Origin of the sequence: Pseudomonas sp. SWRI92 (assembly GCF_014268685.1) — a bacterium.
GTDB classification, from domain to species: domain Bacteria; phylum Pseudomonadota; class Gammaproteobacteria; order Pseudomonadales; family Pseudomonadaceae; genus Aquipseudomonas; species Aquipseudomonas marvdashtae.
Window position 1 is genome coordinate 110,426 of sequence record NZ_JABWQY010000015.1, and the last position, 12,978, is coordinate 123,403.

10 protein-coding genes are annotated in these 12,978 nt (G+C 60.6%); all 10 read right to left on the minus strand.

Translation table 11 applies throughout. The features are described 5' to 3' along the window. Positions 1-74 precede the first annotated feature (74 nt). Entirely contained in the window at positions 75-1,712 is a 1,638-nt protein-coding gene (locus HU762_RS20745) for a BatD family protein (RefSeq protein ID WP_186640169.1), read from the minus strand. Further along, positions 1,709-3,442, minus strand: a complete 1,734-nt coding sequence (locus HU762_RS20750) for a tetratricopeptide repeat protein (protein WP_186640171.1) — start codon at positions 3,440-3,442, stop codon at positions 1,709-1,711. The genes HU762_RS20745 and HU762_RS20750 overlap by 4 nt, the downstream gene beginning before the upstream one ends. Beyond that, positions 3,439-4,518 carry a VWA domain-containing protein gene (locus HU762_RS20755; protein WP_186640173.1) on the minus strand — a complete coding sequence of 360 codons (1,080 nt, stop codon included), beginning with the start codon at positions 4,516-4,518 and terminating at the stop codon, positions 3,439-3,441. Before HU762_RS20755 ends, HU762_RS20750 begins: the two co-directional genes overlap by 4 nt. After that, entirely contained in the window at positions 4,511-5,005 is a 495-nt protein-coding gene (locus tag HU762_RS20760) for a DUF4381 domain-containing protein (RefSeq protein ID WP_186613825.1), read from the minus strand. Before HU762_RS20760 ends, HU762_RS20755 begins: the two co-directional genes overlap by 8 nt. Further along, positions 5,002-5,946, minus strand: coding sequence for a DUF58 domain-containing protein (locus tag HU762_RS20765; RefSeq protein WP_186640175.1), 945 nt, complete (start codon positions 5,944-5,946; stop codon positions 5,002-5,004). The genes HU762_RS20760 and HU762_RS20765 overlap by 4 nt, the downstream gene beginning before the upstream one ends. Positions 5,947-5,955: 9 nt before the next feature. Continuing rightward, positions 5,956-6,915: a MoxR family ATPase gene (locus tag HU762_RS20770; protein WP_039589986.1), complete on the minus strand. Its 960-nt coding sequence runs from the start codon at positions 6,913-6,915 to the stop codon at positions 5,956-5,958. A 266-nt stretch (positions 6,916-7,181) separates the two neighbouring features. Next, positions 7,182-8,897, minus strand: coding sequence for an ATP-binding cassette domain-containing protein (locus HU762_RS20775; RefSeq protein ID WP_186640177.1), 1,716 nt, complete (start codon positions 8,895-8,897; stop codon positions 7,182-7,184). Between the two features lie 33 nt (positions 8,898-8,930). Next, positions 8,931-10,103, minus strand: a complete 1,173-nt coding sequence (locus HU762_RS20780) for a YcaO-like family protein (protein WP_238340415.1) — start codon at positions 10,101-10,103, stop codon at positions 8,931-8,933. 565 nt (positions 10,104-10,668) lie between these two features. Then, positions 10,669-11,646 (minus strand): D-glycerate dehydrogenase, encoded by a 978-nt coding sequence (locus tag HU762_RS20785; protein WP_186640179.1) that lies wholly within the window; start codon positions 11,644-11,646, stop codon positions 10,669-10,671. A 13-nt stretch (positions 11,647-11,659) separates the two neighbouring features. Beyond that, positions 11,660-12,958 carry an MFS transporter gene (locus HU762_RS20790; RefSeq protein ID WP_186640181.1) on the minus strand — a complete coding sequence of 433 codons (1,299 nt, stop codon included), beginning with the start codon at positions 12,956-12,958 and terminating at the stop codon, positions 11,660-11,662. Positions 12,959-12,978: the final 20 nt, after the last annotated feature.

Here is a 12,978-nt window from a genome sequence, read left to right on the forward strand (position 1 = left end):
TGGCTTTGGGCGCGCTGCGCGCGCCAGCGGGAGCAAGCTCCCTCGCCACAAAAGATCGGCGCCGTTCGCGAGGGTCATTTGGGATACAGCGGCGGCAGGCTCGAATCGCTGGTCGAATCTTGTGCGCCCTCAAGGGGCGGGATGGTCCGAATCGCACGCCACAGGTCTTCGCCTTGCCAGTGCTGGCCGGTTTCGCTGTAGAGGGCGCCGTTCAAGCCGTCGAGGGCGTCGGACAGCGGCACGAAACGCGCCGCCATGTCGGCCAGGGTTTCCGGTTGCTGGCGGGCCCAGGCGTCCAGCGCCTGGCGGGTGGCGTGGGGGTCGTTGGCCAGGCAGGCACGCTTGAGGTCGTCCAGCAGGGTGCGTGGGCTCGGTCCGGCCTGGGCCGAGCGCAGGATCGCCGGTTGCCAGCGGGCTCGCCACCACAGGCCGAACCCGAGCAGTGTGGTACAGGTCAGGATGAGCGTGCTCAGCTGCCAATACCACAGCGTCTCGCTGTCCACGGTCGTGACGATTTGAGCGGGGCCCGCCGGTGTATCCACCATCAGGCTCGGATTGTTCGCCACTTGCAGGGTTCGCGCGGGCAGGCTGGTACGGTCCAGGTGATCTTCCAGGGTATTCCACCAGACCACTTCCACCGGTGGCAGCTCGATGGTACCGCTGCGGTTGGGCACCAGCGCCTCGCGATCTTCACGACTGCCCACAAGGCCGCGTTCGCTGCTGCGACTGCTCAGCACCGGCTGGTCGGGATAACGTCGCAGGCCGTTGATCTCGGTCGCGGGCAACGGAGGCAGTTGGGCGCTGGTCAAGCCTTCGGCCTCCAGCGTCAGGCTGCGGGTCAGTGAGTCGCCGACCTGGCTGTGGGTCGGTTCCGGGCTCCAACTTTCGCTCAAGGACAGGCTGCGGGCCGGCAGCCACGGCAGATCGGCCGGGTAGCTGGCGGGCTTGGGCATGACGGTCAATGGCAATGGCGTGGAGCTGACGCGCATCAACTGGCCAGGTTTGGCGCCCGGCGTTGCCGTGTCCTGGGCGGTTGGCTCGACCAGCGTGGCGCTGAAGGTCTGGACAGGGATCGTCAGTTCGCCGCTGCGCTGCGGGTATATGCCGTAACGCAGTTCGATCACGCCGTGGCGAACGCCGTTGATGACCTTCTCGTAAGTACGCGATTCGCCCAGTTGCTCAGTGCGTGCGTCAGGAATGTGCAACGGTGTCAGGCTGCTGTCGTCGTACAGCGACACCGAATGGTAGATGCGCAGCGTAAGGATCGCCTGGGCCTGCACATACACCTGGGCCTGGTCGAGGTTGGCCTCGATAAAGACGGGCGCGAGGGTGCCGGAGGCGTTGCGGGTTTCGCTTTCGATCACCTGCAACGTGATCGGCTGGCTGGTCGTTTCGCCCAATTGCAGGGCCGGTATCACCACGGTGCCGCTCTGGCGCGGGAGCAGGGTCACGATCCAGCGGGTGGTGGCGCGATTCTCGCCGTCGAGGGTGGTCAACTGGTTGACCTGGCGGGTGCCTCGCACATCGAACAGCGCTTGCAGTGGGCTCAGGTCGGGTTTACCGAACAGCGTGGCGTCGTTGGATTCGAGCGTCAGCTCAACGGTCTCCCCGGAATTCAGGCGACTGCGGTCCACGCTGGCGGTGAGCTGTGCGGCTTGGGAGCCGGCAGCCCAGAGCAGCAATAGAAGCAGATAGACGGTGCAGCGGCTCATTGGTGTTTTTCCTGGGCCTGGTGGCTTTGCTGTTCATACCAGAATTTTCGCCTGAGCAGTTCCCCCGGGTTATCCGGGATCTGGCGCAGCCATTGTTCCAGTGCCTGGCGCTGTTCTTCTTCATTGCGCTGGCCCGCGGCCGGACGCAGTGGCGGGGTGGTGGTCTGCTCGTCCGGCAATTCGCTGCCGGGAACATCCTGGGCGCCGGGCGGCGGTGCCTGGGATGCCTGGGATTCGTCGGGCGTCGCGCTGGCGTCGGAAGACGGCTGGCCCGGCTCTGAAGACTGGGCTGAAGCATTGGTATCCGGCGGTTGCTCGGCGGGGTCCGGTTCCTCGCGTTCGGCAGGCTTGGGCGTATCCGGCGGCGGTGCCTGCTCTTTCAACAAACTTTCCACCAGGGCTTTGTTGGTCTGCGCCGGGCGCAGGTCCGGTTGCAGCTCCAAGGCTTGTTCATAGGCATCGATGGCGGCTTCCAGCTCGCCGCTCCTGGCCAAGGCGTTGCCGCGATTGTAATGAGCCCGGGCATCGTTGCCTTCGGCAAACCGTCGGGCGGCTTCGCTGTATGCACCGGCTTCGTACAAGGCAACCCCTTGCCATTGGCTGTCCTCGAAATGGGCGGCCGCCTCGGCGGGGCGTTTTTGCTTGAGCAAATGCTGTCCCTGTTGATCGGCGCGCAACCACAAGTCCTGGAATTCGAAGGCATGGCCGGTTTGCGGAAAGGCGAACAGCAGCGGCAGGCAGAACAGCCAACCACGCCGCCCGGCGCAAGCGGCCAGCAATAACAGTGGCAGAAGCAGCCAATAGCCTTGGTCCGCCCAGGTATCCAGGCGCAGTTTCTGACCATCGCTGCGCAGACGGCTTGGGCCGTCCAGCAGCCCCAGGCCGCGCAGGTCGCCGTCATCCAGGCGTGCCGGCCGGTAGCGGCCGTCCAGTTCATTGATGAAGGACTTGAGGCTCGGGCTGTCGAGGCGCGGGACCAGGATGGCGCCCTGTGCGTCCTTGAGGTAACTGCCATCGTCCTGGGCCACCGGCGCGCCTTCGCGGGTACCGATGCCGAGCATCAGCAAGCGCGTCGCGGAACCGTCCAGAACCTGCCGGATGCCTAGGCGTTCCTGCTCGTTCAGCGACGACCCTATCAGCAGGATCCGGCCATGACCGAGCCCGGCCTGATCGAGCAAGGCCATGGCTTTGATGACGGCCAAGTCGGCGCGGTGGCCGTTTTGCGGCATGATCGACGGCGCCAGGGCCTCGAGCAGGTTGGTGCTGGTGGCCAGGTCGTCGGACAGCGGCACCAGGGTGTGGGCGCTGCCGGCGTAAACGATGATCGCGGTCTGCGAGTCACTGCGATTTTGCAGCACGTCCAACACTTTGCGCCGGGCCTGCTCCAGGCGCGTGGGCGGGACGTCGGTGGCGAGCATTTCCGGGCTCAGTTCCAGGATCACAACCAGAGGATCGGCGGGTTTCTGGCTGGTCTGTTCGACCCGCGTCCAGCTTGGGCCGAGCAAGGCCAGCACCATCAGCAGCCAGCCCAGGCCCAGGGCAATCCAGGGCAGTCGGCTTTCACGGCCGCTGCCACCGCTGAGCAGCACCGCATGGAACGCCGGGGGCAGGATCATCTGCCAGCGGCCCACGCGTTTCTGCCGGTGCCACAGTTGCCAGAGCAGCCAACCCAACAGAGGCAGCAGCAGGATGAAACCAGGGCGCAGCCAATGCGGCCAGAGCGCGATCATCGGCGCCTCCGCAGTCGCAGGCGCTTGAGCCGCTTGCGCCATTCAGAGGATTGCGATGGCTGAAACAGCGGCTGGGTGAACAGCCGCTGCAACGGGTTGTCCGGCCAGCGTTCCCTAGCCACCAGCAACATGCTCAACAACAGCGCAACGGCCAGCGGCCACTGATAGAGCGCCAGGGACGGGCGCGCCTGGGTCGGTTGCTGCGCCACCGGTTCGAGTTGGTCGAGCGTGGTCTTGATCGCCAGCAACTGCTCACCATCCTGGGCTCGAAAATATTGACCGCCGGTGACTTGGGCGATGTCCCTGAGTGTCGCTTCGTCGAGATCCAGGCTCGGGTTGACGCCCAGGAAGCCGGCCGTGCCCGTTTGCTCCGGATCGGCGCCCACGCCGATGGTGTAGATTTTCACGCTTTCATCGGCGGCCAGTCGGGCGGCGGTCAGCGGATCGATCTCGCCACCGTTGTTGGCGCCATCGGTGACCAGGATCAGCACGCGGCTGTGGGCCGGACGTTGGCGCAGGCGTTTGAGTGCCAGGCCAATGGCATCGCCGATGGCGGTGTTCTTGCCGGCGATGCCCACCCGCGCCTCGTCGAGCCAGCGGCGCACGGTGTGACGGTCAAAGGTCAACGGGGCTTGCAGATAAGCCTGGCTGCCGAACAGGATCAGGCCGACCCGGTCGCCTTCGCGACTTTCGAGAAAGTCCCCGAGCATGTGCTGGACCAGCGCCAGGCGACTGACTTCCTCGTCCTTCCATTGCATGTCGGGGAAATCCATCGATCCTGACACGTCCACCGCCACCAAGAGGTCGCGGCCGCTGGCGGCGATCGGCAGAGGGTCGCCCAGCCATTGCGGGCGGGCGGCGGCGATCAGCAGCAGGAGCCACAGCAGGATGAAGGGCGCCTGCTGGCGCCAGGTGGGCAGGTTGGCCCGGGCCCGGCGCCCAACCAAGCCTTCGAGGTCTTCCAGGAAGCTGACCTTGAGGGCTGGCTCACCGCTGTCCGCCGCCGGCAGTACCAGGCGCATCAGCCAGGGCAATGGCAACAGGGCGAAGATCCACGGCCAGGCGAATTCAAACATGCTTGCGAATCCATATCTCGACCGCCTGGGTCAGGCCGGCGATGGCTTTGTCATCGAGCTTGCATTCAGGCTTGTAGGCGCCTTCGACCAGGATCATCCAGCGAGTCAGGCCGGCGGCCGGGCAGCGGTTATCGAGGAAGGCCAGCCATTTGCGTCCATTGAGGGTGTGGCTCTGGCTGTAGGGATAGTGATTGCGACACAGGCGCTTGAGCAACGCATTGAGTTGCTGCAGCCAGGCCCCGGCGGGTGCGCCGTCGTAGGGTTTGGGCAACAGGGCGAGTTCGGCCAGCGCCGCGAGGCGTACCGGGTCCAGCGGTTGCTCGGTGCGCGAATCGCTGCGCCTGGCGGGAATGAACCGGCGCAACTGCCACAGGCCCAGGCCCAGCAGTGGCATCAGCACCAGCAGCAACCACCAGCCTGGCGCGGGCGGCCAGAAGCCAATCGGGGGCGGGGCCATGAGCGGCTGCAGTTGATCAAGGCTGCTCATCGGGTTTTCCCTGGCCGCTTGGGGTTCAGGTACTCGCGCAGTTGTTCGACCATGTCGCCTTGGGTGCTCAACGGCAGCAACAGGATTCGCAGCTTCTGCGCCAGCAACTCCCAGCGCTCCAGCCGCGCCTCGGCCTGGGCGCGATAGGTCTGGCGCAATTCGAAATTCAGTGTGTCGAGCTCCAGCTGCTCGCCGCGTTGGGCAAACCGAAGCAGCCCCGCGGCGGGCAGGGCGTGGTCCAGCGGGTCGGACAACGGCAGCAGCAACAGGTCGCAATGGCGCGATAGCAGGCTCAATTGCTGCTCGGCACTGTCGGACAGGGCGCGTTCGTCGCAAATCACGATCACCAGGCTACCGGGGCGCAGCACCTCCCGGGCTCGGCGCAAGGCGATTCCGAACGAGTCGCGGTCCGACTCACCTTCGGTGTTCAGCGATTGATTGACGCGCACCAGGCGATTGAGCAATTGCAGCAGGCTCTGCTTGCTGCGCCGGGGCTTGACTTCGTAATGGGTGTTATTGCCGAACACCAGCCCGCCCACCCGGTCGTTGTGCCCCAGCGCGGCCCAACCGATCAGGCTGGCGGCCTGGGCGGCCAGCACCGATTTGAACACCTGCCCGGAGCCGAAGAACAGGCGATGGCTTTGCTCGATCATGATGAAGATCGGTCGCTCCCGTTCTTCGTGGAACAGCTTGGTATGAGGCTCCTGGGTCCGCGCGGTGACGCGCCAGTCGATGGTCCGCACATCGTCGCCAGCCTGATAGACCCGCACCTGGTCGAAATCCACCCCGCGTCCACGCAGCTTGGAGTGGTGCAGCCCGATCAGCGGGCTGCGCTGGCCCGGGGTGGAGAACAATTGCACCTCGCGCACGCGGTGGCGCATCTCGATCAGCTCCGAAAGGCTGACGCGGATGCCCGGGACGGGCGCCAGTGGGTCATTCATTGCCAATACTCAAGCGACTGCGACGACGTCGAGAATCCGCTGCACGACCCGGTCCTGGTCAATGCCGGCGGCTTCGGCTTCGAACGACAGGATGATGCGATGGCGCAGCACGTCGAACAGCACGGCCTGGATGTCTTCCGGGCTGACAAAGTCGCGTCCGGCCAGCCAGGCGTGGGCGCGGGCGCAGCGGTCCAGGGCAATCGAGCCCCGTGGGCTGGCGCCGTAGGCGATCCACTCGGCCATTTCCGGGTCGAACTTGGCCGGGTTGCGGGTCGCCATGATCAGCTGCACCAGGTATTCCTCCACGGCGTCTGCCATGTACAGCCCGAGGATTTCCTTGCGCGCCGAGAAAATCGCCTGCTGGCTGACGCGCCGCTCAGGCTTGGTTTCGCCATTCAGTGCTTCGCCCCGGGCCTGTTGCAGGATACGGCGCTCAACCGCGGCATCCGGAAAACCGATCTTGACGTGCATCAGGAAGCGGTCGAGTTGGGCTTCGGGCAGCGGATAGGTGCCTTCCTGCTCGATCGGGTTCTGCGTGGCCATCACCAGGAACAGCGGCGACAGTTCATAGGTGCTGCGCCCGACGCTGACCTGCCGCTCGGCCATCGCTTCGAGCAAGGCCGACTGGACCTTGGCCGGGGCCCGGTTGATTTCGTCCGCCAATACCAGATTGTGAAAGATTGGCCCTTGCTGGAACACGAAGCTGCCGGTTTCCGGGCGATAGATTTCAGTGCCGGTGATGTCCGCGGGCAGCAGGTCGGGGGTAAATTGGATGCGATGAAACTGCGCTTCGATGCCCTCGGCCAGCTCTTTGATTGCCTTGGTCTTGGCCAGCCCGGGCGCGCCTTCCACCAGCATATGGCCGTCGGCGAGCAGGGCGATGAGCAGGCGCTCGATGAGTTTTTCCTGGCCGAGAATCTGCGTTGAAAGAAAGGTTCGCAGCGCCAGCAGCGCTTCACGATGTTCCATCGGTGACTGTTCCTGGAAAGGGTGGCCCAGGCGTCTGGATAACGCCGGGGCTGGGGGCGTTACTTTAATGCATGGCGGGGGGTGGCGACTAACGGGATTTTGTCTGGTGTGCGGATTTGTGATCGGTTTGGATCTGGTGTGGGAGTGGGCTTGCTCGCTCCCACAGGGGGGATTGGCGGTGGAGGCAGGATCAAGGAGCGCCGCCGATCCATTGTGTGCGAGCCTGCTCGCGATTACCGTAGTAGATCCGGCACCTCATATTTTCGCTAGTTTTGCATCCGAATCTCATCCATCAACAGCTTGATTGCTGGTCTGTCGATCAGATCCCGCCACGGACCATCCTCCACGATTGCCCCGTCATGCATCACAATGACCCGGTCAAACCGATGCAAGTGGTCAATGTCATGGGTGACACATATCAACCCCTGCCCGGCAAAAACGTCGAATAACAGGTCCCAAAGAGGCGTGGTTAGCCTAGGTTCGATGGATGCGCTTGGCTCGTCGAACATATTGAATTTCCCAGGCTTGTTGATCAGGCGCAGCAGCGACAGGCGTTTGGCTTCGCCTCCGGAGATATTTGATGCATTTTCGCTGACCTGCCGTGTTGTCACGATCTCATCCAGTTCCAGTTGTCGTATGGCTCTTGACAAAATCGGCGATGCGCTGCCTCCAAACAGAACCGACTGTTCAAAAGAGCCTTCCAGAAACCGTGGTTGCTGGGGGCAGTACCTCAAGGTGTCCAAGTGAGCTTGACCGGTCAAAAGTGAAACCGGTACCGAGTCGATACTCAGTTGGTCCCGCATTGATGCATCAAGCCCGGCGAGGACTTCCAGAAAAGTGGTTTTGCCTGCGCCGCTAGGGCCGGTAACGGCCACTGACTGCCCTTGAACAAATGCCAGGGAGCGCTTGATCGACAGGCGAAGCGGTCCCGTTCCTGCCACTTCGCAGGGTCCAAGCTCCAGAACTGAGGATCGGTGGAAATCAACCCACGCCAGCCGATTGCTGCGATCGAAAGCCGGAAGTGATAGCAGACCCTGAAATTGACGCTGGTCTGCAAGGAACTGATCAAGAACACGATACCCTTCAGTCAAGGTTGAAATACTGAGCAGATAACTCCCCGCGATTGAAAAAATGGCAACCAGCTGCCCGACACTGATACTGGGCTGACCCGAAAGTTGGTCCACGACGCCCCAGTAGAGCAATCCCCCAGTGGAAAGGCTTACGAACAGTATCTTGGCGGTGCTCAGCAGGCCGCCAGAGGATGCCGTAGTCACCGCAGCGCTGGCATAACGTCCGAACGCCGCGTTCAACGGGAGCAGGGCAGTAGGTATGGCACTTTCCAGCTTTATGATTTTTCCCGCGTTGAGGGTGTTGTAGAGGTGGGCGCTTAACTCATCCTCCTGTTCATTGACTGCATCGATGTGCTTCCTCCGCCATTTGATAATTTTATGGGTGGCAGCCAGATAGATAATTCCGAACGCCGTCATGCTCAAAAAAATTTCACCGCCCCCTATGTAAATAAAAGCAGCCCCAACGACTATGAATTCCAAGAGTACGGGAAGCGCAATGGTCACAATGAAGGTGAGTAGTTGTTCGTGCGCAGTAATTCCGCGCTCGACCGATTTGATGAAGTGGCCGATTCTCCAGGAGTTGAATAACGAAAACTCTTTGCCTATGAGTTCGGTGATCCACTCAATGGAAGCGTTCATGATAATGCTCTGGACCAGCTTCGACAGCGCATGGAGTTGCAAAGGAGTGATGGTGGCATGAATACATCCCGCGATAATCAGGCCTGTCGTCAGTGCGAGCAGGGTGCTGGATGCTGGATTTCCAGTGCCTTGCAGGGTGTCGATGATGGTTCCGAGTAACAGTGGAGGGGCAAGTGTAATCAGTTTAAGTGCGATGATTGTGATTATGGTTATTGCTAGAAGTCTGGTGTGTTGTTTGCAGGCGTTTTTTATCATTGCCCGGATGCTGTGCATGTACTCGCTCCTGGTTGCTTTGTGTTCGATAATTCAACCGCGTAACACGTGCTGAGGCACCACCAGGCGACCGTTTCTAATGATATTGAAGCGTTCAAGTCCTGGAATGTAAATTTGAGTGACGAAGCTATAGTCTGAAAAACGAGCTACTGTTCGGCGGAATATTTTCATTCTTTTATTTGATAGGTTTTTTTGCAATTTTGCTAATTGTTCAGAGACTGTTAAGGGGGCGATGTGTGCAGGGGTGTCAATTATAGGAAGTGTCGCTCTCATGAGTGGTGCGAAGTCAATCAAGCATTTCAGGTGCCTTGATTTAGATAATAGGTCAAAGGTTTCTCTATCTATGGATTCTTCAGCGGCATCATATAAGTCCTCGGACTGGAACTGTTCAGTAACTGCCCTTTGGATTGCAGTATGGATTTCAAGCGAGCATCCGGAGCCGATGGGTGAAAGATGGTGAGCTCCAGGGCCCCCTTTGGGAAATGCCACTGCAAAATAAACTGACAGCACGTCCTTGATAATGATCACTTGCAGTCTGTTCGCTGACGCCAAGGCAGCAGGGTGGCTCCCCAGCGCTGTTTGAAGCAACGCGACAGAAGGTGTGTATAGTTCCATTGCCGGGCCGAGGCCACAGACAGTCATGTAGAAAAGAGAAAGGATATGCCTCTCGATTGTTTCGTGGGTACCATGTAACAGTGCTTCGTTCTCTGTGCAACCAAAAGCAATTCCTGAGTTTGACGAGTAGCGAGATAGAAAACGCAGTGCGGAATTCGAATCGCCGTGGATGTTTTGCATCGTTTCAGGGCATAGAAGGACGCACGGCGCGAATAGCTCCTCATTGTTGTTGAGCGAAGTAAGCCTAAAGCATTCGATTAATTTTTCGGTGTGAGGCAGGCTGGTAAAAATTCCATCGTCTGTAACTGCTTTTTGAGTAGCTATCTTGTCGGAGCGGTATCCTATGGGCGCATCAGCAAGAGGCTGAAACGTGCTGAAGTGTTCAATGCTTTCTGCCAGTGCGCCTATTAGTGAATCTGGTCCCTTGCCTGCTCCCGATTCAACGAGGTTGTCGTTATCATCAAACAGTTCGGCCGTTGCTACTAACTTGGATGATGTCGTATATCGTGTTACTGCACTGAGGCCCAGTGTATGGAGCGTGGACATGATATTGAATAGCGCTTCGGTGGGTGATAGTTCTCGTTCTGACATATGGATCTCCATTAAAGGATGCCGAAAGGGGATCCTTTCGGCATCTGTTCGCCGATAATTAATCGGTCACTGGCTTAATTGGTCAGTGACGCAAAAAAATCGGCTTCCGTTGCGAGGAGGTCTTTAGAAAAGCCTAATGCCTGCGGCAGGCCAAAGAAGGTGTTATTTATTTCAGAGCGTTTTCTACCCATGTCGGTTACTCCAATGTAGTTGATGGGCGTCGCGACGCGAGCGCCCAACTTGCGTTTGTTCGCAAGTGATTAATTAATAGCATTGGGGTGAGGTGAAGGCTATTGCGCGACTTCCGAGGCTGACGTAGGTTCGTTCTTGCCGTTGAGTAGGAGGGGAGTGTAGGAATGTAGCTGCTTTGTTGAAAGTGTGGTTTCTCTCTACTGTTCTCGCCGTTTGGGATGTTTATATTATTTTAAGCAAGGATCAAAAGGATAATCTGGCAGCGGTGTTTAAGGCGGGTGTGCCCGGAAAGGTTGTGTTGCTTGAATCTCTAAATGAACACAGTTGCCATCGCGACCCTGCTCGCGATGGCATATTCGAAGGCGGCTATAGGTCAGCCTATCCACGCCCCCGCATTCACCAGATTCACCGGCCGCTCACCCAGCAATGCCGCCAACAGGTTGTCCACCGCACAACGCGCCATCGCTTCCCGGGTTTCATGGGTCGCCGAGCCGATGTGCGGCGTCGCGACCACGTTGTCCATCTGCAACAGGGGCGAGTCGGCGCGCAAGGGTTCGCGGTCGAACACGTCCAGTCCGGCGCCACGGATCTGCCCGCTGCGCAGGGCTTCGATCATCGCCGTTTCGTCCACGACCTTGCCCCGGGAGATATTGATGAAGATGCTTTCGGGACGCATCTGTGCGAACGCCCGTGCGTCGATGAGCCCTTGGGTCTCAGTGGTCAGCGGCAACGTCAGGCAAATGAAATCCGCTTCTTGCAGCAGCGTATCGAGGCTGCAGTAGCGGGCGTTGAAACGTTGCTCCACCGCCGGCTTGGGCGAGTGGCTGTGATAGAGCACCGGCATGCCGAAACCGAAATGCCCGCGCTGGGCCAAGGCTTCGCCGATGCGTCCCATGCCGACGATGCCTAGAGTCTTGCCGTGGACATCGCTGCCGAAATGCTTGGCGCCGATGCTCTGCCGCCATTGCCCGGCGCGGACCAGATTCGCCAGTTCCACCACGCGGCGGGCGGTCGCCAGGATCAAGGCGAATCCGGTGTCGGCGGTGGTCTCGGTCAGCACATCCGGCGTGTTGGTGAGCACGATCCGCCGTTCGGTCAGGTAATCGATATCGTAGTTATCGACCCCAACCGAAACACTGGCGATCGCCTCCAGGTGGGGCGCCAGGTCCAGCAGCGACGCATCGAGCCTGAGGCTTGCGCCCAGCAGGCCATGGGCGCTGGGCAGGGCTTCGCGCAGTTGGGCCAGGCCCTGCTCATCGAGGCGCTCAATCAGGGTGACCTGGGCCTGCGCTTGCAGGCGTTCCATCAATTGCGCTGAAAGTGCTTTGTACACCACGACGTGTTTTTTCATGAGGATTCTCGATTCAGGAACGGGCGGGCGCCGGCTGTGGCGTCGCAGTTTTGGACACGACCCGGTCGCTGGCGCCGGGCTTGAGGGCGAGGGTCAGTACCACCGACAGCAGCAACGCGCCGCTCATCAACAAGAAGGACATGCCGGTGGAGCCGGTGGAGCCGTTGAGGTAGCCCACCAGGTACGAACCGCCGAACGAACCCAGCGCGCCCATGCTGTTGATCAATGCCATGGCGCCGCCGGCGACGTTGGCCGGGAGGATCTCCGGGACGATGGCGAAGAACGGACCGTAAGGCGCATACATGCAGGCGCCGGCGATCACCAGCAAGGTGTAGGACCACCAGAAATGCTCCGCCCCCAGCAGGTAGGAAGCGTAGAAGGCGATGGAGGCGACCAGCAACGGCGGCCAGACAAAGCGCTTGCGCTTCTGCACTTTGTCCGACGCCCAGGAGACGATCAGCATCGCGATCACCGCCGCCAGATAAGGCAGCGATGACAGCCACCCGGCTTCGACCATGTTCATCTTCAGGCCGGCCTTGAGAATCGATGGCAGCCACAGCACGAAACCATAGACGCCGATGCTCCAGCAGAAAAACTGCAGGGCCAGGATGATCACCTTGGGCGAGCGGAAGGCCTCGGCATAGTTCTTCACCGCCTTGATACCGACCTGCTCGGCGGCCAGCGCGCTTTCCAAGTCTTGTTTTTCCTGGTCGCTGAGCCACTTGGCCTGGGCCGGGCGATCATCGGCCAGGCGCCACCAGACAAAGGCCCAGAGCACCGCCGGCAAGCCTTCGATGATGAACATCCAGCGCCAGTCAAATTGCTCCACCAGATAGCCCGAGACCACGGACATCCACAGCATGGTCACCGGGTTGCCAAGGATCAGGAAGGTGTTGGCGCGCGAGCGTTCGGCGCGGGTGAACCAGTGGCACAGGTAGACCAGCATCGCCGGCATCACCGCGGCTTCGACCACGCCGAGCATGAAGCGGATCACGATCAGCCAGTACGCGTTGGAGACCACACCCGTCAGGGTCGCCAGCGAGCCCCAGAGGATCAGGCTGACGAATATCAGTTTTTTCACGCTGTGTTTTTGCGCGTAGATCGCCCCGGGTATCTGGAAGAAGAAGTAACCGAGGAAAAACAGCGCGCCCAGCAGCGACGACAACCCAGGCGTAATCATCAGGTCCTCGGCCATTCCCGAGGCGGCGGCGAAACCGTAGTTCGCCCGGTCGAGGTACGCCAGGCTGTAGGTGATGAACACGATGGGCATGATGTACCACCAGCGGCGGGCGGCGAGATTGAGCGTTTGCATGTCATGACTCCTGAGCTTGT